This window comes from Dongia sp. (assembly GCF_041906375.1).
Classification (GTDB): Bacteria; Pseudomonadota; Alphaproteobacteria; order Dongiales; family Dongiaceae; genus Dongia.
In genome coordinates, this window is the sequence record NZ_JAYRJJ010000002.1 from 40,109 (window position 1) to 58,791 (window position 18,683).

Below are 18,683 nucleotides of genomic sequence, written 5' to 3' on the forward strand. Positions count from 1 at the left end.
TACAGAAGCTCGGAATTTCGCAGGAGACCGATCAGCGTAACGACCGACATAACGCGCAATAGGGAGGATAGAATGAGAAAGTTTGGTTTGAAATCCGTGATCACCGCCGCCTCGATGGCGGCGTCGATGCTGTGGGCCGGCGACGCGCTGGCCCAGGCCAAGGAAGCCAAGGATGTCCGCATCGTCTTCGTCACCCACGGCCAGGCCAATGACGTCTATTGGTCGGTGGTGAAGAACGGCGTGCAGGCGGCCGCCAAGGCCATGGGCGCCCAGGTCGAATATCATGCACCCGAAGTCTGGGACGTCGTGCAGATGGCGCAGATGATCGACGCCGCCGTGGCCTCGAAGCCCGACGGTCTCGTCGTTTCGATTCCCGACGCCGCCGCCTTGAAGCAATCGATCACCAGCGCCAAGGATGCCGGCATCCCCGTCGTCGTCGTCGACAGTGGCGAAGAGCAGATCAAGGAATGGGGCCTCGACCTGTGGGTCGGCGGCGGTTCCGAATATGATAACGGCAAGCGGGCCGGCGAGATGATGGGCGCCGAAGGCGTCAAGGCCGGCATCTGCGTCAACCACGAAGTCGGCAATGTCAGCCTCGACAAGCGCTGCCAGGGCTATGCCGACGGTCTCGCGGAAAGCGGCGGCAAGGTCGAAGTCGTCGCCGCAACCATGGACCCGACCGAATCCGCCGGTCGCGTCGAGGCTTATCTGAGCGCGCATCCGGAGACCACGGGTCTCCTCACGCTCGGGCCAACCGTTGCCTCGCCGATCCTCAACCGCCTGCGTGAGCTGGGCGCGCTCGACAAGATGAAGATCGGCACCTTCGATCTGTCGCCGGACGTGCTCACCGCCGTCGACAAGGGCGAGATGATGTTCGGCATCGACAACCAGCAATACATGATGGGCTATCTGCCGGTCGTGTTCCTGACCACCAAGGCGATGTACGGCACCTTCCCGACCGATGCCGTGCGCACCGGCCCGGCCTTCGTCACCAAGGCGGATGCCGCCAAGGTGCTCGACCTCAGCAAGCAGGGTATCCGCTAAAATACCTGTTCGACTTGTCGTGACCGGCGGGTCGTTCAGCCCGCCGGTTTTTTCTTATCCATCATTCGTGAATTCTGAGGAAAGCTTCGCTATGTCTCGCTCGATCGGCATCGGTATCGTCGGCACCGGCTTCATGGGCCAGGCCCATGCCATGGCCTTTCAATCGGCACCGCTCATTTTCGGCACCGAGCTTAGCGTGCGCCTCGTTGCCATCGCCGACATCAACCACGCCGCCGCGCAAGCGACCGCCGCCCGCTTCGGCTTTGCCAAGGCGCTGGGGTCGTGGCAGGAACTGGTCGCCGACCCCGACGTCGATCTCGTCGCCATCACCACGCCAAATGCGCTGCATGCCGACATCGCCATAGCCGCTTTCCAGGCCGGCAAGCATGTCTATTGCGAAAAGCCCCTTTCGGCCGATCTCAAATCCGCTGAAGCCATGGTCGCCGCTGCCAAAGCCTCCAAAGGCAAGAGCCTGGTCGGCTACAACTACCTGCGCTCGCCCGCCATCGCCTATGCCAAGAAGCTGATCGCCGACGGGGCCATCGGCCACGTCACCTATTTCCACGGCATCTGCGACGAGGACTACATGGCGGATGCGACGACGCCCTTCTCCTGGCGCTGCCGCTTGGACACGGCCGGTTTCGGCGCCTTGGGCGATCTCGCCTCGCATCTGGTGAGCGTCGCCCGCGATCTCGTTGGCCCCATCGCCCGCGTGGTGGCCGACCAGAAGACCTTCATCGAGAAGCGACCTGTCCCGGCGGCCGGCGACGGCACCGAGAAACGCGACGGCTCAGCGGCGGCCGTGACCGGCGAGATGCGCAAGGTCGAGAATGAGGATACCGCCCATGCCCTAGTGCAGTTTGCCGGCGGCGCCATGGGCACGCTGATCACCAGCCGCGCGCATTGGGGCCGCAAAGCGCATCTGGCCTTCGAGATCTTCGGCAGCGAAGGTTCGATCCTGCTCGATCATGAGCGCATGAACGAGTTGCAGCTCTATACCAAAGTGAGCGGAGACCCGGCCGCCAACGGCTATCGCCGCATTCCGATCGGACCGGAACATCCGTTCTATGGCAAGTTCACACCTGCCAAGGGGCATGGCATCGGCTTCAACGACCTGAAGATCATCGAAGTGGCGCAGTTGCTGGAAGGTATCGCCGGCAAGCAGCCGCTTTATCCGAGCATTCCGGAAGCGATGGAGATCGAGCGCGTGCTTCATGCGATCGTCACCTCGGCCAAAAGCGGCAGCTGGGTCGCGGCTGGCTAGAGACGGCGGCGCAAGGGCAAGACTTCCTGCCTATTTCCCAGGCCGGATCACGGGATATCGGGCACGATTCCCAGCACGTCCCCGGTCAGTTTCGGCATGGAGTTGCCATCGGCCCCTCGATGGTTGCAAATGAGGACAATCGGTCTTGACGGGCCGCGCGTCCTTCTTTGCCATTTGAGGAAAATATGATCGATCACACCCGCATTGCCAACGCCGCTCTGCGCGAGAAGGTGATGTCAGCCGAAGACGCCGCGACCTTCATCACGCCGGACAGCGTTGTCGGCATGAGCGGCTTCACCGGTTCGGGTTATCCAAAGGCCGTGCCGCAGGCATTGGCCAAACGGATGGAAGCGGCGCACGCGGCCGGTGATCCATTCCGCATCCAGGTCTGGACCGGCGCCTCGACCGGCCCCGAACTCGACGGTGCGCTGGCGCGTGCCAACGGGATCGAATTGCGCTTGCCCTACAATTCCGATCCGCTCTGCCGCGAGAAGATCAATCGCGGCGAGATGGAATATATCGACATGCATTTGAGCCAGGTGGCACCGATGGCCTGGCAAGGCTTCCTCGGCACGCTCGATACGGCGGTGGTCGAGGTCTCCGGCATCCACGCCAACGGCTCGCTCATTCCCTCTTCCTCGGTCGGCAACAACAAAACCTGGCTTGACCGCGCCAGCAAGGTCATTCTGGAAGTGAATTCCTGGCAGAATGCCGCGCTCGACGGCATGCACGACATCTATTACGGCACGGCGCTACCGCCGGCGCGGGTGCCGATCCCCTTGATCCGCGCCGACGACCGCATCGGCAATTCGCATTTCCGCTGCGATCCGGAGAAGATCGTCGCCATCGTCGAGACGGATTCCCCCGACCGCAACGCCCCTTTTGACGCGCCGGACGACTCTGCCCGCGCCATCGCCGGACATCTGCTGCAATTCTTCACCCATGAGGTGAAGAAAGGCCGGTTGCCGGAAACGCTGCTGCCGCTGCAATCGGGTGTCGGCAATGTCGCCAATGCCGTGCTGGGCGGGCTGGTCGACGGCCCTTTCGGCAATATGACCGCCTTCACCGAAGTCCTGCAGGACGGCATGCTCGACTTGTTGGAATGTGGACGGCTGCGCGTCGCCTCGGCCACGGCGCTCTCGCTCAGCCCGGATGCCGCGGCCTCGCTCAATGCCCGCCTGGCGGCCTTCCGCGACAAGGTGATCCTGCGGCCGCAGGAGATCAGCAATCATCCCGAACTCATCCGGCGGCTTGGCTGCCTTGCCATGAACGGGCTGATCGAGGCCGACATCTACGGCAACGTCAATTCGACCCATCTGATGGGATCGCGCATCATGAACGGCATCGGCGGTTCGGGCGATTTCGCTCGCAACGCCTTCATCTCGATCTTCATGATGCCCTCGATCAAGAAGGGCGGTAAAATCTCGGCGATCGTGCCGCATGCCTCGCATGTCGATCACATCATGCAGGATGTGCAGGTGATCGTGACCGAGCAGGGGCTGGCCGACCTTCGCGGCCTGTCGCCCAAGCAGCGGGCCAAGGTCATCATCGAGAATTGCGCCCACCCGCTCTATCGCCCGGCCTTGCAGGATTACTACAAGCGCGCGCTCGCCGGTTCCTACGGCCTGCAGACCCCGACCCTCCTCGCCGAGGCCCTGTCCTGGCACCAGCGCTTCGTCGAGACGGGCTCGATGCTGCCCTGACGTCCCCCTTCCGCTTCAAGGCGCGAAGCGGCCACCGCCCTCATCGACCGGTGGGCAGGCGGGTTTTTCCGCGCATTTTTATGCTCCCTTTATATCTGCATCCATAAAGCCGTCTCGAAATTTTACGCCGAAAGGCCGTATTTCAAGAGCGTGCCAACGAGACGATGGGATGCGTCATGGTTGATGTTCTGTATACGGCGGTTGCGGCCGGCCTCTTCGTGGCCGCCTGCTTCTATGCCAGCGCTTGCGCGCATATCTGAGAGGATCCTCAAGCGATGATTCTCGATCTCCTGCTGGGCGGGGCCGCCGTCCTGCTGCTTCTCGGTTACATGACGTTCGCCGTCATCTGGCCTGAAAAACTCTGATCCGGTGATGAAATGACAGCCAACGGTCTGCTGCAGATCGCGTTCTTCTGCGTCGTTATCATTGCCCTCACCAAGCCCTTGGGCGCCTATATGACGCGCCTTTTTGCCGGTGAGGCAATCTTCCTTTCCCCCATCCTGCGCCCGGTCGAGCGCGCGATCTACCGCCTCTGCGGTATCAACGCGCGCGAAGACCAGCATTGGTCGGTTTATGCCATCGCCATGCTGCTTTTCAACGGCGCCGGCTTCGTCCTGCTCTATGCTCTGATGCGCATTCAGGATCTGCTGCCGCTCAACCCGCAGGGCTTCGGCGCGGTGCCGGCCGATCTCAGCCTCAACACCGCCATCTCCTTCGTCACCAATACGAACTGGCAGAATTACGCCGGCGAAGCGACGATGAGCTATCTCACCCAGATGCTGGGCCTGACCGTGCAGAATTTCCTGTCGGCAGCGACCGGCATCGCGCTGGCCGTGGCGCTTACCCGTGGCTTTGCGCGTCGCTCGGCAAGCGGCATCGGCAATTTCTGGGTCGATCTCACCCGCTGTACGCTCTACATCCTGCTGCCGCTCTCCTTCGTCATCGCCCTCTTCCTGGTAGCCCAGGGCATGCCGCAGACTCTGGGTGCCTATGTGGACGCGACCACTCTGGAAGGCGCGCATCAGACGATCGCGCAGGGTCCGGTGGCAAGCCAGGTCGCCATCAAGATGCTGGGCACCAATGGCGGCGGCTTCTTCAACGCCAATGCGGCGCACCCTTACGAGAACCCGAACGCCCTTTCCAACTTCGTGCAGATGGTGGCGATTTTCGCGCTCGGCGCCGGCCTCACCAATGTCTTCGGGCGCATGGTCGGTGACCAGCGCCAGGGCTGGGCAATCTTCTCGGCCATGGGCGTGCTGTTTCTGCTCGGCGCCGGCATCTGCTATTGGGCCGAATCCCAGGGCAATCCGGCGCTTACCGCCCTCAATATCGACCAATCGGCCGGCCTGCTGCAGAGCGGCGGCAATATGGAAGGCAAGGAGGTCCGCTTCGGCATCGCCAATTCGGCCCTCTTTGCCACCATCACGACGGCGGCCTCCTGCGGTGCGGTCAATGCGATGCATGACAGCTTCACGGCCCTTGGCGGCATGATCCCGATGATCAACATGCTGCTTGGCGAAGTCATCATCGGCGGTGTCGGCGCCGGTCTCTATGGCATGCTGCTCTTCTGCATTATGGCGGTGTTCATCGCCGGCCTAATGGTCGGTCGCACGCCGGAGTATGTCGGCAAGAAGATCGAGGCGCGCGAGGTCAAGATGACTGTGCTCGCCATCCTCTGCATCCCGTTCGTGGTGCTTGGCTTTACGGCGCTGGCCACGGTGCTGCCGGACGCGCTGAAGAGCGTGCAGGATAGCGGTCCGCACGGCTTCTCGGAGATCCTCTATCTCTATACCTCCAGCGCCGCCAATAACGGCAGCGCCTTCGCCGGCTTCACCGGCAACACGCCCTTCTACAACGTGACCGGCGCCATCGCCATGTTCATCGGCCGTTTCTTCGTCATCCTGCCGATGCTGGCCATCGCTGGATCGCTCGCGGCCAAGAAGATCGCGCCGGTCAGTGCGGGCACCTTCCCGACCCACGGCTTTCTGTTCATTGCCCTGCTGGTTGGCGTGGTGCTGATCGTCGGCGGCCTCACTTACTTTCCGGCCCTGGCACTTGGCCCGGTGGTCGAGCATCTAATGATGCAGGCCGGCCAGCTGTTCTAAGGAAAATGATATGACTATGTCACGCAAAGCGACTCTGCTCGACCGCCATATTCTGACCCAGGCGGCCTGGGCGTCCTTCCGCAAACTAGATCCGCGCCAGCTTTACACCAATCCGGTGATGCTGGCGGTGGAACTGGTCGCGGCCATCGCCACCATCCTCTTCGCCCGCGATCTCGCGACCGGCGCGGGTACGCCGTTTGCCGGCCAGATCGTGGTGTGGCTATGGATCACGGTGCTGTTCGCCAATTTCGCCGAGGCGGTGGCGGAGGGCCGCGGCAAGGCCCAGGCCGACGCCTTGCGCAAGTCGCGCATCAACGCCACGGCCAAGAAGCTGGGAGCAGCGGGCCGTCCCTTCGAGATCGTCTCGGCGCTTTCGCTGCTGCCGGGCGACATGGTGCTGGTGGAGACCGGCGACCTCATTCCAGGCGACGGCGAGGTGATCGAGGGCATCGCCTCGGTCGACGAATCCGCCATCACCGGCGAATCGGCGCCCGTCATCCGTGAAAGCGGTGGCGACCGGTCGGCCGTCACCGGTGGCACCCGCGTCCTTTCCGACGAGATCAAGGTGAAGATTACGGCGGCCCAGGGCTCGACCTTCCTCGACCGCATGATCGGCCTGGTCGAAGGCGCCAAGCGGCAGAAGACACCCAACGAGATCGCGCTCAACATCCTCCTGGCCGGCATGACACTGATCTTCATCTTCGCCGTCGCCAGCATTCCGAGCTTTGCCGCCTATGCCGGTGGCACGGTTTCGGTCATCGTCCTCATCGCCCTCTTCGTCACCCTCATCCCGACGACGATCGGCGCGCTGCTCTCGGCCATCGGCATTGCCGGCATGGACCGGCTGGTGAAGTTCAACGTGCTCTCCATGTCCGGCCGCGCGGTCGAAGCGGCCGGCGACGTCGACACGCTGCTGCTCGACAAGACCGGCACGATCACGCTGGGCAATCGCCTTGCCGCCGAATTCGTGCCGGTAAGCGGCGTCAGCGCGGAGGAACTGGCCAATGCGGCGCAGCTTGCCTCCTTCAGCGACGAAACGCCGGAAGGCCGCTCCATCGTCGTTCTCGCCAAGGAGAAATACGGGTTGCGCGGGCGCGACATGGCACCCCAAGGCGTGCTGACGGGGCATGCCACCTTCGTGCCCTTCACGGCACAGACACGGATGAGCGGTGTCGATGTCGACGGACGCAATATCCGCAAGGGTGCCGTCGATGCGGTGCTGGAATTCGTTCGCGCGCGCATGGGCGGCGTCGACAGCGCCTCGCCGGAACTGACCGGGATCACCGAACGCATCGCCAAGAGTGGCGGAACGCCGCTCGCCGTCGCCGACGGTGCGCGCATCCTCGGCGTCATCCACCTCAAGGATGTGGTCAAGGGCGGCATCCGCGAGCGGTTCCAGGAATTGCGGCGCATGGGCATCCGCACGGTGATGATCACGGGTGACAACCCGCTGACCGCCGCCGCCATCGCCGCCGAAGCCGGTGTCGACGATTTCCTTGCCCAGGCGACGCCGGAAACCAAGCTGAAGCTCATTCGCGAGGAGCAGGCCAAGGGCAAGCTGGTGGCCATGTGCGGTGATGGCACCAATGACGCCCCAGCACTGGCGCAGGCCGATGTCGGCGTCGCCATGCAGACCGGGACACAGGCCGCGCGCGAGGCCGGCAATATGGTCGATCTCGACAGCAATCCGACGAAGCTTATCGAGATCGTCATGATCGGCAAGCAGCTGCTGATGACGCGCGGCGCGCTTACCACCTTCTCGATCGCCAACGATGTCGCAAAATATTTCGCCATCATCCCGGCGATGTTCGCAGCCTTTTACCCGCAGCTGGGCCTGCTCAACGTGATGGGGTTGGAAACGCCGGAAAGCGCCATCCTGTCCGCAACGATCTTCAATGCGTTGATCATCGTGGCGCTGATCCCACTCTCGCTGAAGGGCGTGCGCTACCAGGCGAAATCCGCCGGTTCGCTGCTCGCCAGCAACCTGGTGATCTATGGCCTGGGCGGTCTGGTGGTGCCGTTCATCGGTATCAAGCTGATCGACCTCGTCATCAATACCCTCCATATCGTCTGACGGAGAGAAATATGTTAGCCCAATTGCGTCCGGCCCTCCTGCTGCTGGTCGTCCTCACCCTGATCACCGGCCTTGCTTATCCCTTGGCCGTGACAGGTGTCGCCAAGCTTGCCTTCCCCGACGCGGCCAGTGGCAGTTTGATCACGCGCGGCGACCAGGTGATCGGGTCGAGCCTCATCGGCCAGAAATTCACCAGCGCCACCTATTTTCACAGCCGGCCGTCGGCGGCCGGTGCCGATGGCTACGATGCCAGCGCCTCCTCCGGCTCGAACCTCGGCCCGACCTCCAAGGCGCTCATCAATCGTATCGCCCAATCGGCAGCGGCTGAGAGCGGCAGCCCGTCGGACCCGGTGCCGGTCGACCTGGTGACGGCGTCGGGCAGCGGACTCGACCCCGACATCACGCCTGCCGCCGCCTATTTCCAGGTCAAGCGCGTGGCAGCGGCGCGTGGGCTCGACCCCGCGTCGGTCGAGGCGCTGGTCGATGCGCATGTCGTGGGCCGCACTTTCGGCTTTCTTGGCGAACCGCATGTCAATGTGCTAACGCTCAATCTTGCCTTGGACGGCCTCGCCAAATGATGGATGTCAGGACTCGATGGCCACAGCGCCCGACCCCTTAAGCAGACCCTCCGCCGACGCCCTTCTGCAATCGGCGCAACGCGAACAACAGGGCCGCCTCAAGATCTTTCTTGGGGCGGCCCCCGGCGTTGGCAAGACCTATGAAATGCTGCTCTCGGGCAAGAAGCGTCGGCAGGAAGGGGTCGACGTCGTCATCGGCATCGTCGAGACACATGGCCGCGCCGAAACGGAGGCGCTGGTCGAGGGGCTGGAGCTCGTGCCTCGCAAGATGGTGGCCTATCGCGGCCGCGAATTGCCGGAAATGGATATCGACGCCATCCTGGCACGGCGCCCGCAACTGGTGCTAGTCGACGAGCTGGCGCATACGAATGCCGAAGGCAGCCGGCATACCAAGCGCTATCAGGATGTCGAGGAGCTGCTGAGCCGCGGCATCGACGTCTATTCGACCCTCAATATCCAGCATCTTGAAAGCCTCAACGACGTGGTGGCGCAGATCACCCATGTCCGCGTCCGCGAAACCCTGCCAGACCGCGTCGTCGACCGCGCCGACGAGGTTGAGCTCATCGACCTCACGCCCAAGGACCTCATCCAGCGCCTGAAAGAGGGCAAGGTCTATATGCGCGACGCTGCCGACCGCGCGCTGCAGCATTACTTCGCCGAAGGCAATCTGACCGCCTTGCGCGAACTCGCCTTGCGCCGCACCGCGCAACGCGTCGATGACCAGATGCTCAATTACATGCAGGCCCATGCCATCGCCGGCCCCTGGGCGGCGGGCGAGCGTGTGTTGGTCTGCGTCAACGAGCATCCGGCGTCGTTCGGTCTGGTACGCTATGCCAAGCGCGCCGCCGATCGCATGCAGGCGCGCTGGAGCGCCATTCATGTCGAGACCACGCGCTATCACCATCTTTCTGAAAAAGAGCGTGACCGGGTCGACGAGGCCCTGCGTCTGGCGGAACGGCTGGGCGGCGATGCGGTCACGCTACCCGGCAACAATATCGCCGCCGATCTCATAGATTATGCGCGGTCCAATAACATCACGCAGATCATCATCGGGAAGTCCAACCGGTCGCGCTGGTTCGAACTGCTGCACGGTTCAGTCGTGCGCGACTTGGTGCGCGCCTCCGGCAATATCGGCGTCCATGTCGTGGCCGGTGCCCAGGTGCAGGACGATGCAACGGAAAGCCATGTGGCCGAAGTGGCACCGGACTTCAGCGTGGCGCCTTTCGTCGGCAGCGCCATCACGGTGGGTCTCGCCTTGCTGGCCAGCCTTGCCATCGACCATTTCATCGACCTGCCCAACATCTCCATGATGTTCCTGGCAGCGGTCCTTTTTTCCGCTGTTCAATATGGGCTGTGGCCATCGCTCGCCGCATCCATCCTCAGCACTCTTGCCTATAACTATTTCTTCCTGGAGCCGATCCACACTTTCACGGTGGCAGATCCCTCGAATGTGATCGCGCTGTTTTTCTTTCTGATGGTGGCGATCCTGACCAGCAACCTCACCGCCAAGGTCAGGGCCGAGGCGCGGGCTTCGCGCCAGCGCGCGGCGTCGACTGCCGCCCTCTACAATTTTAGCCGCAAGGTGGCGGCGATCGGCGAAATGGACGATCTGCTCTGGGCCGTCGCCCACCAGATCGCGCTGATGCTGCGCGTTCATGTGATCCTGCTGCTGCCGGAGGAGAATGGCGAGATCACCGTGCGCATCGGCTATCCGCCGGATGACGAACTCAATGCCGCCGATCTGGCCGCCGCGCGCTGGGCCTGGGACCATGGCAAGCCAGCGGGTCGCGGCGCCGAGACTCTGCCGGGTGCAAGGCGCCTCTTCCTGCCGCTTGCTACCGAGCGCGGCAAGATCGGCGTCATGGGGCTGGACCGCGAAGAAGCCGGACCAATGTTCACCCCTGACCAGAAGCGCCTCCTCGACGCCCTGTGCGACCAGGCGGCGGTCGCCATCGAACGCATCAGCCTGATGCAGGATATCGACAAGGCGCGGGTGGTGAGCGAGACGGAGCAGTTGCGCACCGCCTTGCTTACCTCCATCTCGCATGACTTCCGAACACCCCTCTCCTCCATCATCGGCTCGATTTCCAGCCTGCGCTCGCTGTGGCAGAAGTTTCCGGACGAAACGCGCGAGGATCTGCTGCGGACGGCGCAAGAGGAAGCCGAGCGTCTCAACCGCTTCATCGGCAACATTCTCGACATGACCCGCCTCGAGGCCGGTGCGCTGGCGCCGACCGCGCAGCCGACCGATATTGGCGAGGTGGCGACGGAAGCCCTGATACGTTCTAAAGCCTTGCTTCAGCAGCATCGCGTGCTGGCCGACATTCCGGCGGGCCTGCCGCTGCTTGCCATCGACCCGACGCTGACCGGGCAGATCCTCCTCAATCTGCTCGACAATGCCGCCAAATATGCCGCACCCGGCAGCCAGATCACGCTCGCTATCGAGCCCGGCACCGAGGCAATATTGGTGAGCGTGAAGGATGAAGGACCGGGCATTCCAGCAGCCGAACTGGATAAGGTCTTCGACCGGTTCTTCCGCGTCGGCGGTAGTGACCGGCGGCGCGCCGGTACGGGCCTGGGCCTGGCCATCTGCCGCGGCTTTGCCGAGGCGATGGGGGCCGGCATTCGTGCCGGCAACCGGACCGATCGGCAGGGCGCCGTCTTCACGCTGAGCTTTCCAAATTCCCTGCAGGTGCGTTCGTGACGTCAACTCCCAAGATTCTGATCATCGACGACGAGCCCGCCATCCGCCGCTTCCTGAAAAGCAGCCTCATCGCCCATGGCTTCGAGATCGTCGAGGCCGAGACCGGCAGGGCCGGCCTGGCAGCGCTGGTGCGCGGCGGATTTGACCTGGTCGTGGTCGATCTGGGGCTGCCCGACATCGATGGGCATGAGCTTGTCCGCACGATCCGGCAGCAATCGCCCGTTCCCATCATCGTGCTCTCCGTGCGGGATGACGAGACCGGCAAGGTGGCGGCGCTGGACGGCGGTGCCGACGATTACGTCACGAAACCGTTCGGTATCGACGAATTCATGGCCCGCGTCCGCGCAGCCTTGCGCCATCGACTGCAGCAGCAGGGGCAGACGGCAAACTTGCGCGTCGGTGACCTGGTCATCGATGTGCTGGGTCGCGAGGTCAAGATGCGGGGCGAAAGCATCAAGCTGTCACGGCGCGAATTCGACCTTCTCGTCTATCTCGCCGAACATGCCGGCAAGGTCGTCACCCACCAGCAGGCACTCAATCATGTCTGGGGTCCCGGTCATGCGGAATACATCGAGTATCTGCGCGTCTATGTGCGCCAGCTGCGGCAGAAGATGGAAAGCGACCCGCAGCATCCGAAAGTAATCCTGACGATCCCGGGGGTCGGCTACCGGCTGAATGCGCCAGATGCGGACAACGGCTGAGCCAAACGGCCGGCCAAAACAGCGGCCAGAAATTCAGTAGGCCGGCTGCTTGGCGTCCCCAACGGGAGTCGAACCCGTGTCTTCACCGTGAAAGGGTGGTGTCCTAGGCCTCTAGACGATGGGGACGTCGTAGTAAGCGGTTGCGGGGGCCTTTTAGCCGCATGGGCGGCGGATTGCAACGGGGGAATGGGGCTGGCGGGCCGGATATTCGGATGCCCCTTTGCGCGATCCCCCGGCATCGGCATAATGCGCCGCCCGGCGGTTCCCGCCGACCTCGGCAGAATTCCGCGCCGGGCCAGAATTATTATTTTTTTCCAACACCTTAGAGGTCTACATGTCACTGAAGCGTCTGGGCGATCCGTCGGTCATCTCTGATGCCGTCATCCACAACAATATCGTCTACCTGGCCGGCCAGGTGGCGGAAGACCCGGTTTCCGCCTCGGTCTACGAGCAGACCAAGAACATTCTCGGCCAGATCGATGCCCTCCTGCGCCAAGCCGGCACCGACAAGACCAAGATCATCAAGACCAATATCTGGCTTTCCGACATCTCGACTTTCCAGGACATGAACAAGGCCTGGAAGGAATGGGTCGTGAAGGGCGAGGCTCCGGCCCGCGCCACCGTCGAAGCCAAGCTCGCCGATCCGAAGTGGAAGGTCGAGATCATGATGACGGCCGCGATCTAACGGCAATCCGGCTTGCAACGGGCCCGGGTCGGCATCAGCCGGCCCGGGCCCGTTCGCTTTGCGCCCCTTGGCGCTCCCCCCACTCTGTTCGCTTCGCCGTATTCTGTTTGGCTGCCGCATCCGCCAGGCGGGGAACGGCATAAGAAAAAAACTGCCGATAAGACGGACACAGATAGTTGTCCGGCGGACCAGCCTCGGCAGTGACGAACCGATGCTTCGGGCAGCCGCCATGGCAGGCGCGGCGAAAAGCGCAACTGCGACATGCCTGCGGCAACCCGCTCCATTTCCACCGGCCGAAGGCACGTTGCCGATCCTCGGCCACCATCTCGCCCAGCTTCTGCTGGCCAAGCTGCCCCAGGCGCAGCTGCGGATAGACATAGTGATCGCAGGGATAGAGACTGCCATCGGCCTCAAGCGCCAGGCAATCGCCGCAGCTTTCCGCGTGGACGCAAAGGCCTGACGGGGCTCCCAGCATGGCGCCCAGCAGCAGATCGAAATTCTGCACCGAGATGCGCGACCGGTCGCGCGGCATCCAGGCATCGAATACGTCGCGCAAGAACTGGCCAAAACCGTGCGCGGGCACCGACCAGGGCGTCGGCGCCAGATTCGCTTCACCCGCATCCGCTTCATCCGGGCCCGGCATGGAAGGCGGGCGTGCTGGTCGCGCATTGGCGCCCATCCGCTCAACGATCGGAATGAACTGCATAAAGCGGAAGCCCAGCGCCTTCAGAAACCGATAGATCCGCGCGCCATGCTCGACATTGTGCGCGCCCACGGTGGTCAGGCTGTTGACCTGGACCTTGCCTTCGATCAGCCGCTCGGCAGCGGCCAGCGTGGCGCCGAAGCGCGACCGGCCCATATGGTCGCGCCGGCAGCGGTCATGAAGGAATTTCGGACCGTCGATGGAAAGGCCGACCAGAAAACCATGCCGGCCGAAGAACCGCGTCCAGTCGGCATCTAGACCGATGCCGCTGGTCTGCAGGGCGTTGACGAAGCGCCGCCCCGGCGGACAAAGCTGCGCCTGCACCTCGATCACGCGCTGGTAGAAGGAGAGGCCCGCCAGCAGCGGCTCGCCACCATGCCAGCAGATGTGCATTTCCGGCGCATCGGAGGCGTCGATGAGATCGTGCATGAGCTGCGCCATGGTCGCATCGCTCATGATTCCGCTCTTGCGCCCACCGGTCTCGGCCAGTTTGTCGGCCTGCGCATAGTAGCAATAGCTGCACTCCAGTGCGCACAGCGCCCCAACCGGCTTGACCGTGACATGACAAGGGCGGCCACGATTCCCGCCGCGTGTCGCATCGGGTTCGCTTCCATGGGTGGCGGTTGCATCTTCCCGCATGCTCGATCCGTAATCGCCGCCTTCTTGCTGGACATGATGACGCCCGGCCAAATGACGCCCGGCCCAATAACGACTGCCCCAATAACGTACGGCCCAGCATCGCAATCATGCGTTCCGCACCCAGGTGACGGATTGACGCAGCATCGCGGTCTTTTGTCGCGTATGCCGTCCGGTCCGAAAGCCTTAGCCGATATCGATGGGATGCGCCTATCGCCCCACCTTCCTTCCCCGGCAAAATCTATCCGGCATATTTTGCCTGTTCAGGCATTTTCTGCCTAGTCAATTTCTGCACGCCTTGCGCATTGGGTGGATGCAGCGCGGCGGACTCCTCCTGCAAACACGCGCGCGTCAATCCGTCGCGATCGCCATGCGAAACGCCGCGATACTTCCGCGATTTTTTTGCCAATCACGTTGCTGCAGAAATGCATCTGCGCGACGGTCGTCAGTGACGCGCGCAGCAAGCATGCGGCTGCATCGCGCAGCATGCGTCGATGCGATACGCGCAATGGGCCAATCTCAACTTAGTCTGATTCTGTTCACCGCGGCTAAGTCAGAGACAGGATGGAGATCTCAATCGTCTTCCTGTCCGGCAGGCAGCCTTCCATGCCTCATGCGACACATGTCGCACCAGCAAGCGCGGCGCGCTGTCAAACGCGTCTCGATGCCGATCACCATTGAGAGACGGATTTCGACTTTCGATCTGTTCCAGAGAAGCGCGTAAGCGCATCCGCGCCGCACACCGTGCCAGGTCGCATTGACGCCGCGATATCGGCCACCTTCGCGACTGGTCCAAGGACAACTGGCGCGCCGGCTGCGTCGACCTCATCTCGTCGACGCGATTTCGCATCGACCCGCCGATAGAAGATCGGTCGGATTTTCTCAGTATGGGAGATTTCTCAAATGACGACGAATGAGGTTCAACTCGCTTCGGGCACTCGGTCGAATCTGCTGCTGCTGCAAAAGACGACCACGCAATTGCAGGCGACACAGCTGCGTCTTGCCACTGGCAATAAGGTCAACTCCGCGCTCGACGGCCCGGCGCAATTCTTTGCCGCCAAGGGACTTAGCCAGCGCGCGAGCGATCTTAGCGCACTCAAGGACAATATCGGCCAGGCCATCAGCACCATTACCGCGGCCGACAAGGGCATCACGCAGATCGAGAGCATGGTCGAGCAAGCGCGCGGCCTGACGACCCAGGCGCTCGGCAATCTCGGCAATGACGCCAATGCCGTGAAGTTGCGCAAATCGCTGGCGGATTCCTACAACACCATCCTGCGCCAAGTCGACAAGCTGTCGCAGGACAGCGGCTATCAGGGCAAGAACCTGCTGGTGGGTTCCGGTCTGCGCCTCGATGCGACCGACACCTCGAAGACGGCCGCGAACGCGCTTGAAGGCATTTCGGGCGCCCGCGTCAGCAATGTCGCCACGGCCGACAATTACAAGATCGAAGTCAGCGGCAACGGCGCCATCAGCGGCAACAGCCGCGATATCGCCGATGCCGAACTCCGCAGCGGCCTCAGCAACGTCAACATCTCGGGCTTTATCGACGGCAATGCCGGCAATTTCGACGCCGTGCAGATCAAAGTGAGCGGCGGCAAGGGCAAGGACAAGACCTTCACCATTTCCGAAGGTAGCGAAACCCACACCGTCACGCTGACCCAGAGCCAGTGGAAGGATGCCGATGCCGTCGCCAGTTCGCTTCATGTGGCGGCCTCGTTCAAGAGCGGCACCAATGTCTCGTTCGAAGTCAATTTCGATGACATCGAGGACGTGCCGGATACCGGCGGCGTCAGCACCTCGGTGATCCAGAAGAATGTCGATCTGCGCCTCGCCGTCACCAACGGCAATGGCGAGACGATCACGCGCGATGGCATGAACGATCTTGGCTTGGCCAAGCTTGCCAACGGCGAAAGCGCCTTCGCCTTCGATTCCGGGACGGCGCGCCTGTCGATCGACCAGCGCCAGCTGATTCGCGCATCGACCTTCGCCGACGTTGCCAGCGCGCCCTTCGGCGCGGGGGCTCTTGCCTTGAACAGCATCACGGCAGGAACGATCGCGGCAGACGAGACCTATACGCTGTCCGCGGCCGCCGTCGAGGCCGATTTCGACTACACGACCGGCCGTTTTGATACCTATACGGTGTCGGTGCTGGGCAGCAGCGGCGATCCCGTCACCATCAATGCCGCCGCCACCTATGCCGTGACTGCCGCCAACGCAGCGACGGCGGTTGCCGTCGCCAATGCGGCCAATACCAATACCAACAGCGTCAATTTCAACTACAGCTCGATGAATGTTGTCACCACGGCGGCGGCGGCCACCGCCGCCCAGGTCGCAGCGACGGCCACGGCAAGCGGCGGGTTGACGGCGGCCAATTTCGTGACCGACACGGTTACGGGGTTTGCTGACAACGGCGTCACCCGCGTCGCCATCGAAATCGACGCCACCGACAATGCCAATGTCACGTTGAAACTGTCGGACGGCTTCGGCGGCACGGCCGTGCTCAACAATGTCGATCTCTCGGCCGCGGCCACGGATCTCAAATTCACCATCTCGGGCGGGGCGAATGACGGCGCCGTGCTGCAGATGGACGTCTCGGCGGCGGTGACGGCGGGAACCAAGGGCACCGTGAACTTCGCCGTTCGCGGCGCCTTTACGGGCCAGTCCACGCCGGCGCAATTCGCCGTCCGGCAGGGGCAATCCCAGGCCTCGGCCACTATCTCGACCAAGCAGGTGGTCGATGGCAGCGACGCCAACGATCTCGCGGTCCAGTTCAACGAGACCAATACCAGCCAGGTCCAGGTCGTCAGCCAGAACGTGCAGACCGACGGCCAGGGCCTGCGTCTCGACTTCGCACAGAATAGTTGGAACGACCGGTCCGACATCGAGAACGCAGTCAAGCAGCTGGATGCCGCCAAGCTCAAGCTGCGCTCGGCCTCGACCGCGCTCAGCACCAATCTCAACATCATCCAGTCGCGTGAATCCTTCACCAAGGAATTCACCGATGTGCTGACGGAGGGAGCCAATAAGCTGGTGCAGGCGGATCAGAACGAGGAAGGCGCCAACATCCTCACCCTGCAGACGCGGCAGCAATTGGGCACGATCTCCCTGTCGCTTGCCAACCAGGCGCAGCAGGCAATCCTGCGGCTGTTCTAAGATGCACGCGCAATCGGGCGTGGGGTGCCGGACCGGCGCCTCACGCCTTGTTGTGGCGCTCGCGCCAGGCATCCATCGCCTGGTAGGTCCAATAGGTGAGCTGCACGGCGGCGCGGCCGAACGGCCCGCCATTCCAATCGAGGCCAAAGGGCGCAAAGAGCCGGTAGCGGTCACTTTCCCCGGCGATGGCCTGCGCGATCACCTTGCCGCCGATCGCGGTCGTATTCATGCCATGGCCGCCAAAGGCCGTCGCATACCAGAGGCCATCCCGCATCCGCCCGATCTGCGGCATCAGATGACGGGCATAGGACATGAGCCCCGACCAGGCCAACTCCACCTTCACGTCCTTCAGCTGCGGATAGGTGCCGACCATCTGCTTCCGCAATTGGGCAGCGAGATTGCGTGGATCGTGGGTCCTTGTGGTGATGCGCCCGCCCCACAGCAGCCGGTCACCGTCGACGATGCGATAGTAGTCGCCGGCGCGGCGATCGTCGCCGATCGCCGCCTTGGTGCGGATGGTTTGTTGCAGGAGATCGCCCAATGGCTCCGTCAGCAGCACATAGGTCGCAATCGGCAGATAGCTGCCCTTGAGCCGTTTGGCCACCCCATCAGTATAGCCGCCGCCGGTGAATACTACATGGCGCGCCGAGATCCTGCCGCCCGCGGTGGCAATTTCATGGCCGCCTTGGACGCGCTCGACCGAGAGTGCGGCGCTCTCCTCGAAGATGTCACCGCCCAAACGGATGATTTCCGCAGCCAGAGCGCGCGCGTAGTTCAACGGATGGAAATGAAAGCCATCCGGGTCGAGCAGCCCCTGATGATAGGATTTCGAGACCAGTTGGGCACGCACCTGGTCGCTGTCCAGGAATTCCAACCGCATGCCGAAGCGGGCGTTCTCACTGTCGCGACGGCGCTTGAGCGTGTCGCCACCATCATGGCGCAGCACTTTCAGGATGCCCGGCGTCGGTGCAGCATCCGCGATCCTGAGACCCGCGATGTTATTGCGGACAATCTCGACCCCTTCCATGGAGAGGCGGATCAGCGTTTCGGCATCATGGGCATTGCTGCGCCGCTCGATATTCTCCAGCCCCGTCGAATAGCCGGCACAGACGAAGCCGCCATTGCGGCCCGAAGCCCCCCAGGCGATACGGCGGCTTTCCAGCAAGGCGACCTTGCGGCCGCGCCGCGCCAGTTCCAGGGCCGTCGTGAGGCCGGCAAGCCCACCGCCGACGATGCAGACATCGGCCACAGCAGCTTCACCGAGTGCAGGATAGCGTCGATCGCCGGTGAGCGTCCGGCGATAGAAGGTATCGATATAGTCGTTGCCCAC

The 18,683-nt window shown here is 63.0% G+C and carries 12 protein-coding genes and 1 tRNA gene; 10 read left to right on the forward strand and 3 right to left on the reverse strand.

Annotated features, from left to right (window positions below):
• The first annotated feature begins 72 nt into the window (after positions 1–72).
• The 8 genes from ACE3OA_RS06855 (at position 73) to ACE3OA_RS06890 (ending at position 12,173) form a co-directional block, all read left to right on the forward strand.
• Complete coding sequence (locus ACE3OA_RS06855; RefSeq protein WP_374309317.1) at positions 73–1,044, forward strand: sugar ABC transporter substrate-binding protein; 972 nt, start codon at positions 73–75, stop codon at positions 1,042–1,044.
• A gap of 91 nt (positions 1,045–1,135) precedes the next feature.
• The gene (locus tag ACE3OA_RS06860) at positions 1,136–2,308 is read left to right on the forward strand and encodes a Gfo/Idh/MocA family protein (RefSeq protein WP_374309319.1); all 1,173 of its coding nucleotides are present in this window, start codon (positions 1,136–1,138) and stop codon (positions 2,306–2,308) included.
• A gap of 185 nt (positions 2,309–2,493) precedes the next feature.
• Complete coding sequence (locus ACE3OA_RS06865; RefSeq protein WP_374309321.1) at positions 2,494–4,011, forward strand: acetyl-CoA hydrolase/transferase family protein; 1,518 nt, start codon at positions 2,494–2,496, stop codon at positions 4,009–4,011.
• A 377-nt stretch (positions 4,012–4,388) separates the two neighbouring features.
• Positions 4,389–6,116 carry a potassium-transporting ATPase subunit KdpA gene (gene kdpA / locus ACE3OA_RS06870; RefSeq protein ID WP_374309323.1) on the forward strand — a complete coding sequence of 576 codons (1,728 nt, stop codon included), beginning with the start codon at positions 4,389–4,391 and terminating at the stop codon, positions 6,114–6,116.
• 10 nt (positions 6,117–6,126) lie between these two features.
• Complete coding sequence (gene kdpB, locus ACE3OA_RS06875; protein ID WP_374309325.1) at positions 6,127–8,190, forward strand: potassium-transporting ATPase subunit KdpB; 2,064 nt, start codon at positions 6,127–6,129, stop codon at positions 8,188–8,190.
• A gap of 11 nt (positions 8,191–8,201) precedes the next feature.
• The gene (kdpC, locus tag ACE3OA_RS06880) at positions 8,202–8,768 is read left to right on the forward strand and encodes a potassium-transporting ATPase subunit KdpC (RefSeq protein WP_374309327.1); all 567 of its coding nucleotides are present in this window, start codon (positions 8,202–8,204) and stop codon (positions 8,766–8,768) included.
• A 16-nt stretch (positions 8,769–8,784) separates the two neighbouring features.
• Positions 8,785–11,472, forward strand: a complete 2,688-nt coding sequence (locus ACE3OA_RS06885) for a DUF4118 domain-containing protein (protein ID WP_374309329.1) — start codon at positions 8,785–8,787, stop codon at positions 11,470–11,472.
• A complete protein-coding gene (locus tag ACE3OA_RS06890) occupies positions 11,469–12,173 on the forward strand; it encodes a response regulator (protein ID WP_374309331.1) in 705 nt (234 codons plus the stop codon). Before ACE3OA_RS06885 ends, ACE3OA_RS06890 begins: the two co-directional genes overlap by 4 nt.
• 50 nt (positions 12,174–12,223) lie before the next feature.
• On the opposite strand, the gene ACE3OA_RS06895 is transcribed toward ACE3OA_RS06890, so the two are convergent.
• Positions 12,224–12,299 (reverse strand) — tRNA-Glu (locus ACE3OA_RS06895).
• Positions 12,300–12,507: 208 nt separating this feature from the next.
• Between ACE3OA_RS06895 and ACE3OA_RS06900 the strand changes: the two genes are divergently transcribed.
• Positions 12,508–12,858 (forward strand): RidA family protein, encoded by a 351-nt coding sequence (locus tag ACE3OA_RS06900; RefSeq protein ID WP_374309333.1) that lies wholly within the window; start codon positions 12,508–12,510, stop codon positions 12,856–12,858.
• 34 nt (positions 12,859–12,892) lie between these two features.
• Here ACE3OA_RS06900 and ACE3OA_RS06905 read toward each other — a convergent pair whose 3' ends face one another.
• The gene (locus ACE3OA_RS06905; protein ID WP_374309335.1) at positions 12,893–14,200 is read right to left on the reverse strand and encodes an anaerobic sulfatase maturase; all 1,308 of its coding nucleotides are present in this window, start codon (positions 14,198–14,200) and stop codon (positions 12,893–12,895) included.
• Between the two features lie 900 nt (positions 14,201–15,100).
• Here ACE3OA_RS06905 and ACE3OA_RS06910 point away from each other — a divergent pair.
• Entirely contained in the window at positions 15,101–17,353 is a 2,253-nt protein-coding gene (locus tag ACE3OA_RS06910) for a hypothetical protein (protein WP_374309336.1), read from the forward strand.
• A gap of 40 nt (positions 17,354–17,393) precedes the next feature.
• Here the strand turns inward: ACE3OA_RS06910 and ACE3OA_RS06915 are convergent, their stop codons facing one another.
• Entirely contained in the window at positions 17,394–18,683 is a 1,290-nt protein-coding gene (locus ACE3OA_RS06915) for an NAD(P)/FAD-dependent oxidoreductase (protein ID WP_374309337.1), read from the reverse strand.